The 19,541-nt window shown below is 32.0% G+C and carries 18 protein-coding genes; 13 read left to right on the top strand and 5 right to left on the bottom strand.

The window, feature by feature from the left end; genetic code table 11:
• Window positions 1-3 precede the first annotated feature (3 nt).
• The 4 genes from C4S35_RS01810 to C4S35_RS01795 all read left to right on the top strand — a co-directional run bounded on the left by C4S35_RS01810 (window position 4) and on the right by C4S35_RS01795 (window position 4,792).
• Window positions 4-993 carry a hypothetical protein gene (locus C4S35_RS01810; RefSeq protein ID WP_103998515.1) on the top strand — a complete coding sequence of 330 codons (990 nt, stop codon included), beginning with the start codon at window positions 4-6 and terminating at the stop codon, window positions 991-993.
• 96 nt (window positions 994-1,089) lie between these two features.
• Window positions 1,090-2,394, top strand: coding sequence for a lipopolysaccharide biosynthesis protein (locus C4S35_RS01805; protein WP_103998514.1), 1,305 nt, complete (start codon window positions 1,090-1,092; stop codon window positions 2,392-2,394).
• Between the two features lie 75 nt (window positions 2,395-2,469).
• On the top strand, window positions 2,470-3,537 hold the full coding sequence (locus C4S35_RS01800; protein ID WP_103998513.1) for a hypothetical protein: 1,068 nt from the start codon (window positions 2,470-2,472) through the stop codon (window positions 3,535-3,537).
• Between the two features lie 130 nt (window positions 3,538-3,667).
• Complete coding sequence (locus C4S35_RS01795) at window positions 3,668-4,792, top strand: O-antigen ligase family protein (RefSeq protein WP_244175174.1); 1,125 nt, start codon at window positions 3,668-3,670, stop codon at window positions 4,790-4,792.
• A gap of 23 nt (window positions 4,793-4,815) precedes the next feature.
• Here the strand turns inward: C4S35_RS01795 and C4S35_RS01790 are convergent, their stop codons facing one another.
• Complete coding sequence (locus tag C4S35_RS01790) at window positions 4,816-5,202, bottom strand: hypothetical protein (RefSeq protein WP_103998511.1); 387 nt, start codon at window positions 5,200-5,202, stop codon at window positions 4,816-4,818.
• A 204-nt stretch (window positions 5,203-5,406) separates the two neighbouring features.
• Here C4S35_RS01790 and C4S35_RS01785 point away from each other — a divergent pair, with 204 nt between their 5' ends.
• From C4S35_RS01785 to C4S35_RS01765, 5 genes are all read left to right on the top strand, one after another.
• Window positions 5,407-6,522 (top strand): glycosyltransferase, encoded by a 1,116-nt coding sequence (locus tag C4S35_RS01785; protein ID WP_103998510.1) that lies wholly within the window; start codon window positions 5,407-5,409, stop codon window positions 6,520-6,522.
• Between the two features lie 35 nt (window positions 6,523-6,557).
• On the top strand, window positions 6,558-7,286 hold the full coding sequence (locus C4S35_RS01780; RefSeq protein ID WP_103998779.1) for a class I SAM-dependent methyltransferase: 729 nt from the start codon (window positions 6,558-6,560) through the stop codon (window positions 7,284-7,286).
• Between the two features lie 181 nt (window positions 7,287-7,467).
• Window positions 7,468-8,451: a UDP-glucuronic acid decarboxylase family protein gene (locus C4S35_RS01775; protein WP_103998509.1), complete on the top strand. Its 984-nt coding sequence runs from the start codon at window positions 7,468-7,470 to the stop codon at window positions 8,449-8,451.
• Between the two features lie 257 nt (window positions 8,452-8,708).
• Window positions 8,709-10,202, top strand: a complete 1,494-nt coding sequence (locus C4S35_RS01770) for an undecaprenyl-phosphate glucose phosphotransferase (RefSeq protein ID WP_244175173.1) — start codon at window positions 8,709-8,711, stop codon at window positions 10,200-10,202.
• A gap of 1 nt (window position 10,203) precedes the next feature.
• The gene (locus tag C4S35_RS01765) at window positions 10,204-10,986 is read left to right on the top strand and encodes a glycosyltransferase family 2 protein (RefSeq protein WP_103998508.1); all 783 of its coding nucleotides are present in this window, start codon (window positions 10,204-10,206) and stop codon (window positions 10,984-10,986) included.
• On the opposite strand, the gene C4S35_RS01760 is transcribed toward C4S35_RS01765, so the two are convergent.
• The gene (locus C4S35_RS01760) at window positions 10,970-12,280 is read right to left on the bottom strand and encodes a phenylacetate--CoA ligase family protein (RefSeq protein ID WP_103998507.1); all 1,311 of its coding nucleotides are present in this window, start codon (window positions 12,278-12,280) and stop codon (window positions 10,970-10,972) included. The two genes, C4S35_RS01765 and C4S35_RS01760, sit on opposite strands and share 17 nt — an antisense overlap.
• 133 nt (window positions 12,281-12,413) lie before the next feature.
• Between C4S35_RS01760 and purD the strand changes: the two genes are divergently transcribed.
• Complete coding sequence (purD, locus tag C4S35_RS01755) at window positions 12,414-13,688, top strand: phosphoribosylamine--glycine ligase (protein WP_103998506.1); 1,275 nt, start codon at window positions 12,414-12,416, stop codon at window positions 13,686-13,688.
• A 33-nt stretch (window positions 13,689-13,721) separates the two neighbouring features.
• Here purD and C4S35_RS01750 read toward each other — a convergent pair whose 3' ends face one another.
• The gene (locus C4S35_RS01750; RefSeq protein WP_103998505.1) at window positions 13,722-13,952 is read right to left on the bottom strand and encodes a DUF6341 family protein; all 231 of its coding nucleotides are present in this window, start codon (window positions 13,950-13,952) and stop codon (window positions 13,722-13,724) included.
• Window positions 13,953-14,095: 143 nt separating this feature from the next.
• Between C4S35_RS01750 and C4S35_RS01745 the strand changes: the two genes are divergently transcribed.
• Window positions 14,096-15,025: a DUF6427 family protein gene (locus C4S35_RS01745; RefSeq protein ID WP_103998504.1), complete on the top strand. Its 930-nt coding sequence runs from the start codon at window positions 14,096-14,098 to the stop codon at window positions 15,023-15,025.
• Here the strand turns inward: C4S35_RS01745 and upp are convergent.
• Window positions 15,020-15,673, bottom strand: a complete 654-nt coding sequence (upp, locus tag C4S35_RS01740; protein ID WP_103998503.1) for a uracil phosphoribosyltransferase — start codon at window positions 15,671-15,673, stop codon at window positions 15,020-15,022. The genes C4S35_RS01745 and upp overlap by 6 nt on opposite strands.
• 87 nt (window positions 15,674-15,760) lie before the next feature.
• Between upp and C4S35_RS01735 the strand changes: the two genes are divergently transcribed.
• The gene (locus C4S35_RS01735; protein ID WP_103998777.1) at window positions 15,761-16,366 is read left to right on the top strand and encodes a DUF4254 domain-containing protein; all 606 of its coding nucleotides are present in this window, start codon (window positions 15,761-15,763) and stop codon (window positions 16,364-16,366) included.
• 44 nt (window positions 16,367-16,410) lie between these two features.
• On the top strand, window positions 16,411-17,421 hold the full coding sequence (locus C4S35_RS01730; RefSeq protein ID WP_103998502.1) for a glycosyltransferase family 9 protein: 1,011 nt from the start codon (window positions 16,411-16,413) through the stop codon (window positions 17,419-17,421).
• Between the two features lie 461 nt (window positions 17,422-17,882).
• Here the strand turns inward: C4S35_RS01730 and C4S35_RS01725 are convergent, their stop codons facing one another.
• Window positions 17,883-19,256: an FAD-dependent oxidoreductase gene (locus C4S35_RS01725; RefSeq protein WP_425269129.1), complete on the bottom strand. Its 1,374-nt coding sequence runs from the start codon at window positions 19,254-19,256 to the stop codon at window positions 17,883-17,885.
• Between the last annotated feature and the right edge of the window lie 285 nt (window positions 19,257-19,541).

Here is a 19,541-nt window from a genome sequence, read left to right as displayed (position 1 = left end):
AATATGAGTGCAAACTTACCCCAACATAATCCTGATGATCAGGAAATTGATTTAACACAAATTTCCAAAAAGATAAGAAGTTTTTTTGAAGGAATTAGTACTTTGATATTCAAATGCATTCGGTTTTTTGTGAAAAATGCAATTATAATTATCATTTTATTGGTTGTTGGAGTCGGTTTGGGAATGTTTTTAGACGAAATACAAAAAACATACGATCATCAAATTATAGCGACCCCAAATTTTGGAAGCACCGATTATTTGTATTCTAAAATAGATTTGATTGAATCTAAAATCAAAGAAGGAGATACTGTTTTTCTTAAAGATGTTGTTGGGATAAAAAAGCCTAAAGAAATACTAAAAATAGATGTCAAGCCAATAGTAGATGTCTATAAATTTATTGAGAATAAACCTGAAAATTTTGAGCTAATCAAGTTAATGGCTGAGGGCCGAGATATTAATAAAATTTTGGAAGATAATATGACCAGTAAAAATTATACCTCTCATGCAATTACTTTCAAAACCAAAAGAACAATAAACGATTCGGAAACTGTTGAGCCTATTATAAACTATCTGAACGAAACAGATTATTATAAAAAGATCCAGAAAGAAACGGTTAATAATATTCAAATAAAGATGATTCAAAATGACACTATTATTTCACAAATAAATGGTATTTTGAATGGGTTTTCAAATATGGTAAATGGCGCTCAAAAAAGTGATAAACTAATCTATTATAATGAAAATACGCAACTGAATGATGTTATTAAAACCAAAGAGACTTTAATTAACGAACAAGGAATATACAGAGTAAAATTGGTTGGATTAAATAAAATTGTAAAGGACAACAGCACCACATCAAATATTGAAACTACGAACTCGGTCAATGGAAGATTAAAATTGATTTTACCAATTTTGTTTTTGCTTTCCTTTATTTTTATTCACTTATTTTTAAAGTATTATAGAAGTCAAATGAAAAAAGAAAAATTGGCGTAAAGCCTTTTTAGGCAGTTTTTAAGATAAAACTGAATCCAAAAGAAATTTATTTACTACAAGGACTTCAATTTCCTAAAATTTTGAAAAAAAATCAATATGGGTTTCAATAAAATAAAAAAAAATCCATTTGTTTTACAGAGTTTAAAAACGATGTTTTTAAGAATTGTAGGGATAGTCACTCTTTTTGGATTTTCCTTATTTTTAACTCATAATTACGATCCAAAAATCATTGGTCAATATGACTTTATAAGGATGGTTTTATTAGTCCTAAGCAGTATTTGTGTTCTAGGTACAGATCAATCCATATTATATTTTACCGGGATATTAAAAAGCACAAATGAAACCCAAAAATTAAAATCAATTTACAAAAAAATTATAGTGCTTATTTTTGTATTGTGTTTACTGGTATTAATTGTGTTTTTCAGCATTGGATCAAATAGAATTGCTGTTTTTTTTAATGATAAAAGCACTTATTTGCTGATGACAAAGGCAATTATTGCGTTATTTTTCTATTCGATAACTTTATTTAATACAGAAACAATTCGGGCATTAGACAAAATTTATATTGCTGAATTATTTAGAAATACTTTTAAGTATGTTTTTGTTATTATTGGGGCGGTCGTATTGTTTCATTACCATCAGGAAACCTATTTGGTAGATACTTTTTTGATAGGATTTGTTCCACTTTCGATAATAACAACGATTATTATTTTTCGTCTTTTCAAAAAGCAAAAAAACGATTCAATATTGCTAAATGACACCAATCCATTTTCGTACTCCTTTATTGCTCACAAATCATATCCGATGGCTATAAGCAATTTAGCTATTTTCTTGATGATGACTTTTGATGTGGTGTTTTTGAAAAAATTAAAAGGCGATGAAACCGTTGCCTACTATGCTGTTGCAATGAAGTTAGTTTCGATTTTGTTTATGATTAATAACTCAGTGTATATTTCTGTTTCTTTAAAAATCGCACAACATTATACGGACAAGAACCGTACAGAACTATTAAAGGCATTGAAACACAGCGCCAGAATAATTGTTTTGTTGACATTACCGGTGGTTTTATTTGTTTGTTTGTTTTCCGAAAATATTTTATATTTCTTTGGAGAAAATTACACACAAGGGAAACAAGCACTTTTGATATTAATGGTGGGTCAATTAATGGCTTCTTTTTTTGGAGTATCAGCGATATATTTGAATATGACGGGAAGACAGAGTATTTTTCAAATTGTCTTAATCTTTGCGGTATTGGTCAATTTAATTCTAAATATTATATTAATTCCAATATATTCTCTTACCGGAGCGGCAATTGCTTTTGTTTCGAGTTTACTTTTTTGGAACATAGTTACAGCAATAATTATTTATAAAAAAGACAAGGTAGTAGTTCTATTTCATTAGAATAGACTGAAAAAAAAAGCTTTTTGTTGTATGATTGTTTACAAACAAAATAAGATTTTCCTATAAAAAGCAAAGATGCGAACATTAATAAAAAAAAATAAGGCAGTATTTACAGGGTTGTTTTTTTATAATTTAATAATTGCCTTTCTGACGCCTTATATTTTGCCGGAAAGATATTTTAATGATACGGTAATAATCGTATTTGATAAGGGTCACGAAATAGGCTGGTTAGGCAGTTATCCGTTCGCGATTATGTTTTACAAACTTACAGGTTTGCGGCATCTTCCTTTTTTTCTTATTGCCCTGATTCAATTTCCTATTGTAACGTACATATTATATAAAATAGGCGTACCTTTTAACTTCCATAAGCTGAACGTAAAAAATATTTTGGTCTACATTGCCTTGCTGCTTTTAGGAATATACATGTCTATGCCCACTAAGGAATTTATTACTTTTTTGATGTTTTGTACCATTCCTTTTATTTTTCAGTCCAATAGAAAACCGTTGTTTAAAATTATTTTTTCACTTTTTTTAATCGCTTGTTTTTCATTTTTCAGACCGTATTATCTTTTAATGCCAATACTTGCGGTGGGGATGTATTTAGTATCGTTTATCAAATTTGAGAACAAAACATTTTCTACTATTTTTTATGGATTATTGATTGCCATTTTTTTATCCTTGAGTCATGGAGTTATAAAAGGAGAATATATTTCAAAGCAAACAAGGGAAAATTATGTTACTAATGCGAATAAAAACAGTATTAATACGGCAATCGTATCACCTATTTCGCAAGACACTTGGTATGGAGAGGCATTTGGAATTGTTTATGGTTTTATGGCTGTAAATGTCCCTGTTGTCGAGGCAATAAAGCATATTTTATCTCCGCAAGTACTCGCTTTCGTAATCTGGCAATTATTGATTTTTTATATTTTATTTGTCCGGTTTTCCAGATGTTTAAAAAACAGAAAACAATATCAATTTGAGTTGTGGACCTTATTAATTTTATTTGCTTACTTTATAGTTCAAGGGATATTTGAACCAGATTTAGGCACTTCCATCCGACATAAAATAGGACTTTTTCCTTTAATATATTTTGCATTGTATTATGAAGATTTCAGAAAAGACATTCGACAAAGTATTTAATTTATTTTTATTTTTAATTGCTATTACATTAATTTTCAGAAAACTATGTACAGTTTTCTTAATCGTTTTTGTAGTTTTTAATTTATTGTTTTTAAAAAAAATAAAAATTTCAAAAAGCCAATTACCGATTATGTTGGTAATAGCATCTCCATTTTTGATGGAAATATTGTTTTTTGGAACTAATAATTCTTACGATCTTGGTTTAAAATCATTGGAAAAAAGTCTATCACTGCTCTTTTTTCCACTTTTTATAATTGGAAACTATCAGCGAATTCAATTTCATAAAATTTTGAAAGCCTATTGCATGGGTACAACTTTTATTATGACTTTCTTTTTTGTGCGTTTTATAATACTGGATCCGGAGCATTTTTTCAAATACCTCAATGGAATTCATCTTTGGGAAATGGGTTATGTGTTTTCTGACAGTATTGGGATTCATGCTCCCGCGCTCAATATGCATTTGGCTTTTGTCGCTTTTTCTAATATTTATTTTTTGTTTGAACCTTCAAATATAAATGAGAATAAGTGGTTTAAAATTAGAAATTTAACCCTTTTTATTCTCTCGTTCTTCTTTGTCTTATACGTGAATACCAGAATGGCTTTACTAGCTACTTTGGTTGGTTTTATGACGGTTGGATATTTTCAAATTTCCAAAAGGTATAGTTTTAAAGTTATTTTCAAAAAAGCAATAATAACACTGATTTTGAGTGGTTCCGTTTTATTTTTATTCCTACAAAAGGATCCTTACATGAAAGAAAAGTATTCGACGCAGATTTTTTCGAATATGGACAAAGTAGGTAAATTAGATGAAATAAATCATCCTGAAATAGCCGTATACAGTTCGTTTGTAACCCGATTATCAATCTGGAAATCAGCTTGGGAATTGTCTCTTAAAAATCTTCCCTTTGGAGTAGGAGCATCAGATGGGAAGACAGAATTAATTAAGTATTTTAAAGAAACAAATCAAATATTTTTGACAAAATATGAGTTTCCAACACACAATCAATTTTTAGATTATTTATTAAAATTTGGAATATTGGGACCAATTGTTGCTTTGCTTTATATTGGATTTATTGCTTTTATGGGATTTAAAACGAAAAATCCAGTCATAATTTCTTTCTTTTTCCTGTTTTTTACTTCAAACCTTACAGATGACTTCCTTCTTCGTTTTGATGGAATTGTTTTCAGCGGGTTATGGATTTCTATATTCGCCAGTTATTGGTTGCAACAAAAGAACAAACTTACTGTTACGTAATATTTTTAGAATAAAAAAACCGCTTATTTAGCGGTTTTAATTACATCTTTTTTAAATTCCAGTTTTGGAAGAATTTCTCCAACTTCTGAAAATTGCTGCAATGTCTCCATAGGAACATTTTTTACAACATAATCTTTGCCGGGAGGAAGCGTTTTGATATAATCATCTGTAGCAGCCACAGAATTTGTTCTCCAGCGAACCCCTTCTTTTATTAAATACCATTGACCATTAGTTCCCAAAACAATTTTGCCTTCGTAACGGTCAAAGTCAGTAACTTCAATTTTTACTTCATTATTCGCTGTAGGCACAACCTCTTGAATGGCATCTTGCTGGGTCGTTTCCTCTTTCTTGTTTCCACAAGACAATGAAAATAAAGCAACTAGAGTCGCAATCATAAACGTTTTTTTCATTTGAATTTATTTAAATGGTAAAAATTAAAATTTTGGTAAATATCGTTATTTTTTTTAATCAAAGAAACTGAATATATTTTATAAATGTGATTTGCCTTTAATTGAAAGCAATACTTTGTAATTATTAAATTTGTGATACATTTGAATTTTTAACTATAATTACGCAAGAAATAAATAACGATTATTATTTTTTTACATCAGAAAATGGCAAAACTAAAGATCGTTCATTTATTACATTCGATAGGCGGAGTTGATGTCTATTTGAGACTTATTTTAGAAAATATGAATATTGATTCGTTTGAAAACATCGTTATTCACGGAACAAAAGACACTATTAAACCTTTTTTTGATAAAAATGGAAATAAAGTAAAAGAATACAGAGTTTCTATTTTTAGAGATATTTCAATAGTTGATGATATTAAATCACTTTTTCAAACGTATAAAATTCTAAAAAAAGAAAAGCCAAATGTAATACACGCACACAGCGCTAAGGGTGGAATTGTAGGCCGAATTACGGGAAGATTATTAGGAATAAGAGTAATTTATACGCCGCACGCTTTCTCTTATTTAAGTACGCAAAACATCCTGAAAAGAAGTTTTTTTTTAAGTATTGAAAAGTTTCTTGCCAATGGAAACAGTCTGCTTTTAGCTACATCACGATCAGAAAAAAAGCGCGCTACAGAAGAAGTTGGGTATAAACCAGAAAACGCGATAGTTTTCAACAACTGTATTGAACCAATAACTAAAATACATCCCTTAACGATTCCTAAAACGTGGCCGGATGAATATATTTGTACCGTTGGTCGACCGTCCTATCAAAAAAATATTGAGCAAATGATACGAGTGATGCATGAGGTCAATAAAGAAAATAAAATTCATTTAGTCATAATGGGAGTTGGTCCGGTATCAGGGCAGTTGAAATCAGTTAAAAGTTTGATTCAGGAGTTAGACATGAGTAATGACGTAACACTTTTAGATTGGACAGAAAGAACCGATGTTTTTAATATTATCAGTCATTCTAAGTTTTATCTTTCAACCTCAAGATATGAAGGAATGCCGTATGCTGTTATTGAAAGTTTGGCACTGTCTAAAGCTTGCGTAGTTACGAATTGTGACGGAAATAAAGATTTAATTATTGATAATCATAATGGGTTTGTTGTTGGTAACGAGGATATAAATGGTTTTAAATGTAGAATTTTAAAGCTATTGGACGATAAAGAATTATTGGATAAATTCTCAAAAAATGCTTTCCATTTGTATGCTGAAAAACACAACATCAAAAAAAATATTTCTGAACTAGAATCTATTTATTTGAAATAACAGTGATTGAATTACTATCGAAAAAAAGAATTTTAATGTATAAAGAGTTTATCAAACAAAAGATTAAGAAAGAAAAATTCCATCCCGGAATTATCGGGTTTTTCATCAATTATAATTTTTTGATCAGGAAATCGATTCGAAATGCCATAAAAAAAAATGCGCATAAACTTGATGGTTCTTTGTTGGATTTTGGTTGTGGAACGAAACCCTATAAAAAACTATTTGTAAACGTAAAGGAATACATTGGCGTAGATTATAAGATTGAAGGAAGAGAACAAAATTATAATGAAGTCGATGAGTTTTATGATGGCAAAAAAATTCCATTTGAAAATGAACAATTTGATTCTCTTTTATGCACTGAGGTTTTAGAACATGTTTTTAATATTGACGAATTATTAAAGGAATTTAATAGAGTTTTGAAGAAAAATGGAACAGCACTGATTACAACTCCTTTTATGTGGGAAGAGCATGAAATGCCCTCTGATTTTGCAAGATATACAACGCCGGCTTTAAAACATTTGTATCAAAAAAATGGTTTTAAGGTGATGGAGAATTTTAAAACAGGAAATTATATTGAAGTGATTTTTCAATTTAATTTAAATTACATAAAGAATATTCTCCCTGATAATAAAAATGTAAGACAGGTATTTCTTATTCCTTTCATCATCTTTTTCAACTTTTTTGGAGTTCTGTTTAGCCTATTATTGCCAGTTGATAAAACAGCCTATTTCAATAATGTATTTGTTTTAGAAAAAATAGAATAATTTTAATCCTTTCTGATTAAAGATAATCGATTATAAAAAAATTTTTACTTATATTTCTTTCACAATCCTAAGGATAAGGTTATTTTTGACAGCAATCTCTTTTTAACGAAAAAGAGTCCAATGTTATTTGAAGTAATCCGTTTACTTTTTTAATAAATTATTTCGTACAATAAAAGTTTATATGAAAAGAATACTTATCACCGGAGCAGCAGGATTTTTAGGATCGCATCTTTGTGACCGTTTTATAAAAGAAGGTTATTTTGTCATTGGAATGGATAATCTTATCACTGGAGATTTAAAAAACATAGAACATTTGTTCAAACTGGAGAATTTTGAATTTTATCATCATGATATTACCAAATTTGTTCACGTTCCGGGTCAATTGGATTATATATTGCATTTTGCTTCACCGGCAAGTCCAATTGATTATTTGAAAATTCCTATTCAAACCTTGAAAGTAGGTTCACTGGGGACACATAATCTTTTAGGTTTGGCACGAGTAAAAAAAGCTAGAATTCTTATTGCATCTACTTCTGAAGTTTACGGAGATCCATTAGTTCATCCTCAAACAGAAGAATATTATGGAAATGTAAACACGATTGGGCCAAGAGGTGTTTACGATGAAGCCAAACGTTTTCAGGAATCAATAACAATGGCTTACCATACTTTTCACGGAGTAGAAACTAGAATTGTTCGAATTTTTAATACATACGGTCCAAGAATGAGACTCAATGACGGTAGAGTTATTCCTGCATTTATAGGTCAGGCGCTTCGCGGCGAAGACTTGACTATTTTTGGCGATGGAATGCAAACGCGTTCTTTTTGTTATGTTGATGATCAGGTCGAAGGAATTTTTAGATTATTGCATTCTGATTATGTTCTTCCCGTAAATATTGGTAATCCGGATGAAATTACCATTAAAGATTTTGCTGAAGAAATTATAAAACTGACAGGGACGAATCAAAGAGTGGTTTATTTTCCTTTACCAATAAATGATCCATTGCAAAGACAACCGGATATTACAAAAGCTAGAAAATTGCTAGGTTGGGAGGCAAAGGTAGATCGCGCTGAGGGAATGAAAATCACCTATGACTATTTTAAATCATTGTCAAAAGAAGAACTTTCTAAAGAAGAGCATAAGGATTTTTCGGGTTATATAAAGTAGAGAAATTTATTTTGAGACAAATTGTACTTTGTATCTTTTGTGGTTATATAGCAGGATCAGCACCTATAAATAGTTTTTTTTATAGATTTGTTTGATAAAGAGGATATAATTTAGTGCATTAGAAATTAATTTGAAGTTTATAAGGGATTGTATAGTTTTACTATACGTTGTATCTTTCATAAAATAGAAAAATAGCAACATATTTACATATTGTAATTTTTGGTGGTTCTGTTCGCCTGCAAAACAAATTAAATTTTATGTTGGAAAGTCAAAGTGAACCGATTGTAAATAATGACTATTACCTGTGGCAATTTCAAAACATTGATAATAGAAATTTTACAAAAATAAAAGAAAAAAAACCCAATAGGTTATACGCGCTCATTATGACTGCATCTCAAACAGCAAGATATTCAAAATACATTAGGCCAATAAGTGTTACAATAGATCTATTAGTTATTTCTGTTATGAGTGTATCTTTCTTTAGAGGGCTTAATTTAAACACGGAACTATATCTTGTTTATCAAACGATTGGATGGATCAGCGCAGCTATTTTTATACAGTTTTATGAAGTGTATCGCTTTAGTACCCCAATAGAAATTATTTCAAAAATAGTTAAACAGTCTGTTCTGTTTCTATTAATCGTTATTGCCTATTTTCCATTCGAAAAACAAGTTGTTTTCAGTGGTTCTGCTATTGCTTTTTTTATGATTTCTAGTGTAATGTTGATTTCTTTATCTAAATTTTTACTGTTTTATTGTTTAAAGGAATACAGAATAGTAACAGGAAGTAATTATAGAAGTGCGGTAATTATTGGATATACTCCTGAAGCAATTCGGTTGAAAGATCTTTTTGAAAGAAGAAATGATTATGGCTATCGTTTTTTTGGATATTTTTCAGACAAGAAATCAAATCAAAATATAAGAGGAAAGTTAGCTGATTTGAAACCTTTTGTACTTCAAAATAGTATTGATGAAATTTATTGTTCATTGAATGAAATTTCCAATTCGTATTTGAAAGATTTAATAGATTTTGCAGATGAAAATAATAAGACAATTAAGTTCATACCTGATACTAAAGAAATTTTTTCAAAAAACTTAAAAATTGATTATTACGATTTTTTCCCAGTGCTGTCCTTAAAGAAAACGATTTTACATGAGCCTGTGATTAAAGTCCTCAAAAGATCTTTTGATGTTGTTTTTTCATTATTTGTGATGATGTTTATTTTGTCTTGGCTAATGCCGATATTAGCAGTTTTAATAAAATTAGAATCAAAAGGACCCATTTTTTTCAAACAAGGAAGACCAGGAATTGATGAAAATGAATTTTTTTGTTACAAATTTCGCTCCATGAGAATCAATAGGACAACGGAAAATGAGGCCTCAAAAAATGATCCACGCGTGACTAGAATTGGAAAATTCATGAGAAAAACTAGTATAGATGAAATGCCACAATTTTTGAACGTTTTACTTGGCGATATGTCAGTTGTTGGTCCTCGTCCGCATCTTTGGTCTCAAAATAAATCATATGGAAAAAAAATAAAAAAATATATGGTTCGACACTGTGTAAAACCAGGCATTACAGGTTTAGCTCAAGTTAGCGGGTGTCGAGGTGAAATAGAAACTGAAAAAGACATGATTAACCGAATTAAATTTGATATTTTTTACATCGAAAACTGGTCGCTTATCTTAGATTTGAAAATAATTTCACAAACGGTTGTCAATGTTTTAAGAGGCGAAGAAAAAGCATATTAAAATGGAAATACCGCTAGTTTCAATTATAACACCGTCTTTTAATTCTGAAAAATTCATTACTGAAACGATTCAATCTGTCCAGAATCAAACCTACAAAAATTGGGAAATGATTATTGTGGATGATTATTCTTCCGATGCAACGATTTCAATTGTTACAAAAATTGCACTTCAGGATAATAGAATTAAACTTTTTCAATCCGAAAAAAATTCAGGTACCGGAATAGCACGAAATACTGCGTTAACCAAATGTAAGGGACGGTATATTTCTTTTTTAGACGCAGACGATTTGTGGAAACCAAAGAAATTGGAAATTCAAATTAATTTTCTTAAAAATAATAATTTGCCTTTTACTTTTTCTTTTTACGATTGCATTAATGAACAAGGAAAGGAATTGAATAAAAGAGTGGAGGCTCCCAGAAATCTTTCTTACAGACAATTGTTTTTTTGCAATTACGTTGGGAATCTTACGGGTATTTATGATGTAAATTATTTTGGGAAAATAACTATTTCTTCGATCAGGAAACGTCAAGACTGGATGTTATGGCTTACAATCCTAAAAAAGATAAAAAGTGTGCAGCCTATTCCTGAAAGTTTAGCTTTTTACAGAATTAGAGAAAACTCCATATCAGCTTCTAAACTTAATTTGTTAAAGCACAATTTTGCCGTTTATAGAAGATTTCACGGGTTTAATTTAGTATTTTCTTTACTTTGCATGACGGGTTTTTTATTTACTCAATTGCTAATTAAACCACGCTATATAAAAAACACTAAAGCATCGATTTAAACTGTTTTAATTTTCCGCGATTGCTTCTTTCTAAAGTTTCTTTTCTGGTAAACTTAAAATTCAAACCAGGTTCCAGATATAATTCAATAGCCTTTTTAATTTTTTTAATTTGTGCCAAATTTAATTCGGTTTCACATACATACTCAATTTCAAAAGAATCTATTTTTGTTTGTTTAATAATGAATTCCTTTACGTTTCCATCGTCCTCAATGATGCTTTTGGTCACATAATAAAAGGTCAATCCAGGAGATTTTTTTCCGCTTGGTAAAATAGCAACATCATTTGTTCTACCAATTAATTTCTTGAGAATGGGTTTTTGCAAGGTGCTTTTTTCATCCAAAATCCCAATATCACCAATGTCGTAGCGAATAAATGGATGCGCTTTATTGAATAAGGAAGTAATGACAATCCGCCCAAAAGTACCATTTGGGACAACTTGATTATCGTCATCCAAAATCTCGACAAACAAAGTTTCGGAATTTACCTGCCATTCGCCATTTGGGTTTTGGAAAGCTATCAAATCCAATTCCGAAGCACCGTATTCGTTAACAATTGGAATTCCAAATTGTTTCTCTAACAGGATTTTATCGTCCTCAAAAAGCATTTCGGAAGTCACCATGCAGACCTTCAAACTGGGGCAAATTGCGGATAATATGATATTTTTATTCTGTAAAAATTTGGCAAACATAACAATTGAACTCGTATATCCGTTTATATAATCGAATTTTTTGGTTCGAAAATTTTGTAAAAAACCTTCCAACACATCATCCGATAAATCAAAAATAGAAAAACGAAAGCGATTACTCAATAAATCCTTAAAACGTTCTTTTTTATTGCCAATAAAATCCATTGGAATCCCATAGAAACGGGCTTGATAAGAACTATTAAAATTAATTCCGTACCAATCAAAACGATAGATATTAGAAGCCCAAGTCAAGGCATGACAGTATTTATCCTTGGCAAATACAAACGGATCACCGCTGGAGCCGGAGGTTTTATTGACGTAACTATTTTTAGTAGAATATCCTTTTGAAAGTCTTTCCAGTAATGGTTTTTGTAAATTTTGTTTATTTAAAACCGGTAAATCATTCCAGTTTTTATAATTTTTTGATCCGACTAATTCTTTATAAAAAGGATTATTTTGCAAATGAAAATCAACAATTTCTTGTTTTTTATTTTCGACAAAATGGTTGTGTTCTTTTTCTGAAAAAGCGACAATCTTTCGCAGTTCGGCTTTAGCTTCCTTCATTGGAAAACCATTTATTTGGAGCGTTAAGTCAAAAATAGGAATCATTTTAAGGGTATATTTCATCAAAAATAATGTTTACCAGCAAGTAATGGCCAACAACCGGTAACTTTTTGAAAATTAATTATTTTTTACGTTCAAAAGCAATTATTTTTGCAATACAACTAAAGAAAACTACACCATGACAATTTTACTACTAGGTTCAGGCGGAAGAGAACATGCATTTGCATGGAAAATGATTCAAAGTCCGCTTTGTGATACACTTTTTGTAGCTCCGGGAAATGCCGGGACAGCTTCAATAGCTAACAATATCGACATCAGTCCAACTGATTTTAACGCTATAAAAGCTTTTGTTATTCAGGAAAAAGTAGAAATGGTTGTTGTGGGACCTGAAGATCCATTAGTAAAAGGAATTTATGATTTCTTTTTAAATGATACCGAATTAAAACATATTCCTGTTATTGGACCGTCGAAAATTGGTGCTCAATTAGAAGGAAGTAAAGAATTTGCCAAAGAATTTTTGATTAAACATAATATTCCGACTGCGGCTTACGACAGTTTTACTGCCGTAACAGTTGAAAAAGGATGTGAATTCCTGGAAACATTACAACCGCCTTATGTTTTAAAAGCGGATGGATTGGCAGCTGGAAAAGGTGTTTTGATTATTCACGATTTGGCGGAAGCCAAAGAAGAATTACGAAACATGTTGGTGCATAAAAAATTTGGTGCTGCCAGTTCAAAAGTAGTTATCGAAGAATTTCTGGATGGTATAGAATTAAGTTGTTTTGTTCTTACTGATGGAAAAAGTTATAAAATTTTGCCAACTGCCAAAGATTACAAACGTATTGGCGAAGGCGACACAGGATTAAATACAGGCGGAATGGGAGCGGTTTCTCCAGTTCCTTATGTTGACGCTGTTTTGATGGAAAAGATCGAAACGCGCATCGTAAAACCAACCATTGATGGTTTCCAGAAAGACGGAATTCCGTATAAAGGATTTGTGTTTATTGGATTGATAAATGTGAATAATGAACCAATCGTAATTGAATACAACGTGAGAATGGGTGATCCGGAAACAGAAGTAGTTATCCCAAGATTGAAAACGGATTTAGTTGAATTGTTTTTGGCTGTAGCCAATGAAAAACTAGATGAAATTACGCTGGAGGTTGACGAAAGAAGTGCTACTACAATTATGGTAGTTTCTGGCGGATATCCGGAGGATTTTGAAAAAGGAAAAGTGATTTCAGGATTAGAAAATATTACGGATTCGATTGTTTTTCATGCGGGAACAAAATTGGACAACGGAAATGTAGTTTCGAATGGAGGAAGGGTTTTAACCGTGACTTCGTATGGGAATGATTTTGAAGAGGCCATAAAAAAATCTTACCAAAACATAGACAAGCTAAATTTTGATAAGATGTATTTTAGAAAAGATATCGGAAACGATTTAAAATAGGTTCCAATTGCCGTTCACTTTTTTTTAAAATTATTATTTTAAGAAAGAGTGAGCTGTTGTATCTTGATTTTCTTCACCATTATCTTGGTGAAGTTTCAATTGTATAATCCAATACACCATTGCAGATGCACAAATAATCATGAAAATCCAGTTGATTGTGTTAGCTACAAACCAGGATTTTAACTCTAAAGAGCGTAAAAAGTCTAGGGGAGCAAATAAAATATTTACAAATAAGTATTGTATTCCTTCGAAAAATGCTTTCATAATGTATAAAATTAATTTTATTAATTGTTTTAAAGATTATCTGCCAGTCAGAACTTCTTCATTTATAAAGAATATTTTGAACTTACAACCGTTCCTTTTAAACAAGTATTATATTTACAATCACAAAAGTATAAAATATCCTTATGATAACAAGTGTTTTTAAGAAATCTACACCATTAAATTTTTCTCTGGTTGTTATATTAATGCTGGTTTTCTTTTTAATGTACCAATTTCAGGATATTTCTTGGATGAATTCAGGTATTTTAATTTTAAAAAAAGCAGCAATTTTAAGTGTTTTATTAGCGTCGGTCTTAATTACAAATTTCGTTGCTAAAAAAAACGGATTGAGTAAAGACAGCACTTACACCATCTTTTTCTATTTTTTATTTCTACTTTTTTTTCCGTCTGTACTGGATAATATTAATTTGGTTGTATCGAATTTCTTTATTTTATTGGCATTAAGACGATTAATCTCTTTACAATCTCTCAAAGCTTCCAATGAAAAAATATTTGATGCTTCATTGTGGATTTTTGTAGCTAGTTTATTTCATTTTTGGAGTATTCTCTTTATCATATTGGTATTTATTTCTATCCTTTTTCATGTTGCAAGGGAGTTTAAAAATTGGGTGTTGCCTTTCATAGCCTTTTTTATCATTGGAATTATTTCAATTCTTTTAGCAATGATTTTCAATGTTAGTATCATAGAATTTATAAATAAAAATGCAACAGCTAATTTTGAGATTAATTATTTCACTAATAATTATCAAAATGGTGCTTTATCTATTTATGCAACTGTAGCGTTATTTTTTGTAATATCTATGTTTGCAACACTATCACACAGGCCATTGCTTTTGCATACCTCCTTCAAAAAAATAATTGTTTCCTTTTTTATTGCAGTGTTAATCTTTGTTGTTTCGCCAAATAAAAGCAATGATTTACTACTATTCACTTTTGCCCCTATGGCAATAATGGCTACAAGTCACATAGAAGTTGCGCAACTGAAATTGAAACAGGAAATGGTGTTGTTTGTACTTATAGCATGCAGTCTTTTTGCTTTTTTCTCCCAATTATAATTTTTTTCCAAACGCTAAATCTCCCGCATCTCCCAGACCTGGTACGATGTAGCTTTTCTCATCCAGTTTCTCGTCTAGTGCGGCTATCCATAGATGACAATTAGGCGGCAAGTGTTTTTCCAGGTAAGCAATTCCCTCTGGTGCAGCAATAGTTACAGCAATGTGAATTTCTCTTGGTGTGCCTCTTTCCATTAATCTGTTGAAAACAGCAACGATAGATTGTCCAGTGGCAAGCATAGGATCTATCAACAATAAATTTTTATCATTGATATCAGCGATTGCTTGATATTCAACTTTAATATCGAAATAAGCATCGTTGTTTGGATGGTGTCTGCAGGCGGAGACGAAACCATTTTCGGCACTGTCAAAATAATTTAAGAAGCCCATATGCAAGGGTATTCCCGCTCGCAAAATGGAACATAAAACTAATTGATCCTTAATTTGAGTCGTTTTTTTAATGCCAAGAGGAGTTTGGATTTCGATATCGGAATAATGTAATTCCTTACTCAATTCATAGGCCATTATTTCACCAATACGCTCAATGTTTCTTCTAAAACGCATGCTGTCATTATGAACATTGATGTTTCTGATTTGTCCTAAAAAATGATTCAGGACGCTATTGTTTTCTGATAAAATATGAATTTGCATGATTTGAATTTTGGAATTAAACTTCTAAAAGTTTTTTTAATCTATAAAAGTATAAAAAAGTATCTTTGCGTTATAAAATATAAAGATATGTTTTCAAAGTTAGGTTACTCCGTTTTCGAGCAAAGTATTAAAGATTATCACCAGTTTGATACTGTTGAACAACCAATAAACAACCCTTTTCCTAAGGATAAATTCGAACATTTATTATATTCTAAAAATTGGGTAGATACCGTGCAATGGCATTATGAGGATATTATTAGAGATCCAAATATTGACCCGGTTGAAGCATTGACATTAAAACGCAAAATAGATGCCTCCAATCAAGTTCGTACCGATATGGTGGAATATATAGACAGTTATTTTCTTCAAAAATACAGTCATATAGCTGTAAAAGAAAACGCTAAAATCAATTCTGAAAGTCCTGCTTGGGCATTCGACCGATTATCAATTTTAGCTTTGAAGATTTACCACATGAATGAAGAAGCCAATCGTGCCGAGGCTTCCCAAGAGCATAGAGATAAATGTCAGGAAAAATTGAATGTTTTATTGGAACAAAGATCAGATTTGTCAACTGCAATCGATGATTTGTTACAAGATATCGAAAACGGTGATAAATTCATGAAAGTGTACAAACAAATGAAAATGTACAATGATGACGAATTGAATCCTGTTTTGTACCAAAGCAAGAAATAATTCTGCATTTTAAATTGTCCAAAAAAATCCAGCATATAGCCGTCATGAGACTTTCCGCAATGGGAGATGTCGCCATGACGGTTCCTGTTTTACGGGCTTTTACAGTTCAACATCCGGAGGTTAAAATCACCGTAATTTCCAGACCTTTTTTTAGACCTTTTTTTGATGGAATTCCTAGTATTTCTTTTTTTGCTTTCGATGAAAAGGAAAGGCATAAAGGGGTGGTAGGATTGTTGCGTTTGTTCCAAGATTTAAAAGGATTGCATATTGACGCTTTCGCCGATTTGCATAACGTTTTACGTTCTAAAATCGTCAGAAGTCTTTTTGCTTTAAGCGGGAAAAAAGTAGCGTCGGTAAATAAAGGAAGAGCGGAAAAAAAGGCTTTGACACAAGCCGAAAATAAAGTTTTCAATCAACTACCCACCATGTTCGAGAGACACACCAACGTGTTTAGTGAACTTGGTTTCACAGTTGATTTGTCTCATATAGTATTTCCCAAAAAAGCAGTTTTAGATAAAGAAATTTCAATTATTCTAGGAGAAAACGACAAAAAATTAATTGGAATTGCTCCTTTTGCACAATATAATTCTAAAGTATATCCGCTGGATTTAATGCAGGAAGTTATCAATCAATTAGCTGAAAATACGAATTACAAAATACTACTTTTTGGCGGTGGAAGAAAGGAAATTGAAATCTTGGATTCGCTTTCAGCCAATAAAGAAAACGTCATTAATATGGCGGGGCAACTCAAATTTCAGCAAGAACTGCAACTCATCAATAATTTGGATGTGATGCTTTCCATGGATTCCGGGAATGCTCATATTGCAGCGATGTTAGGCGTCAAAGTCATTACGCTTTGGGGAGCGACACATCCGTTTGCAGGATTTTCACCTTTCAATCAACCAGTAGAAAATGCTTTGGTTTCCGACAGAAAATTATTTCCAAAATTACCTACTTCGGTGTATGGAAATAAAAAAGTAGAAGGATATGAAGATGCCATGCGTACGATTACGGTTGACTCTATAATAAAAGTTTTAAATGCCAGCAAACAATAAAATAAGATTTATACTTAATATAGAATTTTAATTTCTCCTAGTTTTGTGGTTTTTTCATAAGAATATTTTTAAAATTTTAATAACAAAAAAACCTATGATTTAATGGGGGGAAAGTCGTTGATAGAATAAAAAACAAAGGATTGTTACATCTATGGCGAGGATAAAGAAGAAAACAAAAGACAAAAAATATCTTTTTGTGGGATGCTTTTTTATAATTCTTTACAATTTAATTTAGAATCGTGTTTTAAAGTTGGTTTCACAAAATAGCATTACGGAAACAAAACTTTTTTCAGTTGTAGCTTTTGTTTACTGCTCTCGTTTGTGGGCACAGAATGCGCTATCAGTGCATGATTAGGCAATGCAAAGGATTTCACCAGAGAAAGTGGTTTCTACTATTGAGTCGCAGCTTATCGTTTAGAAGATAAGTAGGGGCAAGTTGAAACCACCTATTTAAGTTATGTTTATGCGTCTTTTTTCTTTAGACAGCGTCCCCTCGGCTCATCACCCTCATGAAGCACAATTTCAGAATGTAGGAATTGCGCTGCCTCTGCTGAATCTTTCACTTTAGAAGCCGAGCGTTCTAACATTTCGGATTCAAAGTCAGTTAATACACTTTTTCTTATTCCAGCTTTTCTCCATTGAGATAAAGAGTTACATCCTTTTGAGATTCCCCGAGCTAAAAGGAGTGCATCTAGCAACGCTTGATTTGCCCCCTGTCCTTTGAATGGACTCATTGGGTGCGCCGCATCTCCAATCAGAGTCACTTTTCCCCCTTTCTCCAACAATTCTGATTGCAGTAATTCGCGGTCATACACGGGATATCCAGAAATCTGAGCTTCCAGAGTCGCCGCTAAAATGGCAGGAATGGGATCGTGCCACTGCGTTCTACGACATGCTTCTTCCTTGAGTGCTTGAGGTCCTTCAGCACTTAAAGCCTTAGCCTCTTTTTCTGGCATTGGGAAACTAAGTTGCCACATCACCGAGTCTGATGTATAAGGCATTATGTAGATTCGCTCATTGCCATTGGCGGTTTGAAATACGGTTGCCGAGTCCAACAAAGAACTATAAAGCCCTTCGAGAGCGCTCAAAGGACAAATGCCCAATATCACAATGCAACCTAGGTAACGTAAAGGGGTATTATCATCACCAATCAGTAACCTCCTAACCGAACTACGAATACCATCGGCTCCAACCACAAGATCCGCGTTGGAATGCTGAATCTTCCCGTTTACTTCAAAAGTCAGATCAACACCTTCACTCTCAGATGCCGCAAAATCTACTAACTGATGCCCCCATTGTACCGCATCATGTCCGCCGAGTTGCTCAATTAGCGCTAAGCGTAAAGACTGCCGTGCGACATGCACATTTGTACGTTTTGGATACGTTTTTTCATCAGTTTGCGTCCATTTTCTGACACCCCATTCACCAATCACTTTTCCGTCTTTGGTATGAACCACATGTCTTGTTGAAATGACCCCTTCTTCTAACGAAAAAATACCCAATCCTTCGATTGCTTTACTGGCTTGCTGCAAAGTGAGTCCATAGCCCTGAGATCGGGCATCGAAGTTGCTATCACGCTCATAAAGTGTAAAAGGAATTCCGCGGTGTAAACAACCCACAGCTAGAGCCACTCCGCCTATACCGCCACCAATAATAGCAACGTGTGGGTAGTTTTCTTTATCTGGTATTGGATGACTGGCAGAAGGAAGTAATCCGGATCCGTTACAATTCAAGCAGGTGTATAGGTGACCTTTAGGATGAACTGGTGCCGTTCCTTCGCCTTTCGTTTTTTCAAATTGATCGAATGCTATCTTATATTGGCGTCGCGCTTTCATGCTGAGCCCCCGACTTTTTTTGCCGCGTCCCTGACATTCGGGACAAATAGTCCAGCTTACGGCTGCATTTTTAACCTTTTTCACTTCCTAATTTATTTTACTTGATTTTGACTACCCTCCATAAGAAAAAACTTAGCCGATTCAATTGATGATGGTACTTGTAAAGCAACGAGTATTACTTTCATTACTATTATATAATTTGAAGTGAGAATATTTTTCAGTTTTCAGTCACAGTTTATCGTTTAACAGATAAGTAATGACTAGTACAATATATCTTTTATTAAT

The sequence above is a fragment of the Flavobacterium urumqiense genome (assembly GCF_900108015.1).
Lineage (GTDB): Bacteria > Bacteroidota > Bacteroidia > Flavobacteriales > Flavobacteriaceae > Flavobacterium > Flavobacterium urumqiense.
Note: the sequence above shows the minus strand (reverse complement) of the source record. Positions and strands in the feature narration are given on the sequence as shown.

Bases quoted from the DNA above. Each gene is read 5' to 3' on its own strand.
- C4S35_RS01810 (WP_103998515.1), top strand. From the start codon at position 4: ATGAGTGCAAACTTACCCCAACATAATCCTGATGATCAGGAAATTGAT.
- C4S35_RS01805 (WP_103998514.1), top strand. From the start codon at position 1,090: ATGGGTTTCAATAAAATAAAAAAAAATCCATTTGTTTTACAGAGTTTA.
- C4S35_RS01800 (WP_103998513.1), top strand. From the start codon at position 2,470: ATGCGAACATTAATAAAAAAAAATAAGGCAGTATTTACAGGGTTGTTT.
- C4S35_RS01795 (WP_244175174.1), top strand. From the start codon at position 3,668: ATGTTGGTAATAGCATCTCCATTTTTGATGGAAATATTGTTTTTTGGA.
- C4S35_RS01790 (WP_103998511.1), bottom strand. From the start codon at position 5,202: ATGAAAAAAACGTTTATGATTGCGACTCTAGTTGCTTTATTTTCATTG.
- C4S35_RS01785 (WP_103998510.1), top strand. From the start codon at position 5,407: ATGGCAAAACTAAAGATCGTTCATTTATTACATTCGATAGGCGGAGTT.
- C4S35_RS01780 (WP_103998779.1), top strand. From the start codon at position 6,558: ATGTATAAAGAGTTTATCAAACAAAAGATTAAGAAAGAAAAATTCCAT.
- C4S35_RS01775 (WP_103998509.1), top strand. From the start codon at position 7,468: ATGAAAAGAATACTTATCACCGGAGCAGCAGGATTTTTAGGATCGCAT.
- C4S35_RS01770 (WP_244175173.1), top strand. From the start codon at position 8,709: ATGTTGGAAAGTCAAAGTGAACCGATTGTAAATAATGACTATTACCTG.
- C4S35_RS01765 (WP_103998508.1), top strand. From the start codon at position 10,204: ATGGAAATACCGCTAGTTTCAATTATAACACCGTCTTTTAATTCTGAA.
- C4S35_RS01760 (WP_103998507.1), bottom strand. From the start codon at position 12,280: ATGATTCCTATTTTTGACTTAACGCTCCAAATAAATGGTTTTCCAATG.
- purD (WP_103998506.1), top strand. From the start codon at position 12,414: ATGACAATTTTACTACTAGGTTCAGGCGGAAGAGAACATGCATTTGCA.
- C4S35_RS01750 (WP_103998505.1), bottom strand. From the start codon at position 13,952: ATGAAAGCATTTTTCGAAGGAATACAATACTTATTTGTAAATATTTTA.
- C4S35_RS01745 (WP_103998504.1), top strand. From the start codon at position 14,096: ATGATAACAAGTGTTTTTAAGAAATCTACACCATTAAATTTTTCTCTG.
- upp (WP_103998503.1), bottom strand. From the start codon at position 15,673: ATGCAAATTCATATTTTATCAGAAAACAATAGCGTCCTGAATCATTTT.
- C4S35_RS01735 (WP_103998777.1), top strand. From the start codon at position 15,761: ATGTTTTCAAAGTTAGGTTACTCCGTTTTCGAGCAAAGTATTAAAGAT.
- C4S35_RS01730 (WP_103998502.1), top strand. From the start codon at position 16,411: ATGAGACTTTCCGCAATGGGAGATGTCGCCATGACGGTTCCTGTTTTA.
- C4S35_RS01725 (WP_425269129.1), bottom strand. From the start codon at position 19,256: ATGAAAGCGCGACGCCAATATAAGATAGCATTCGATCAATTTGAAAAA.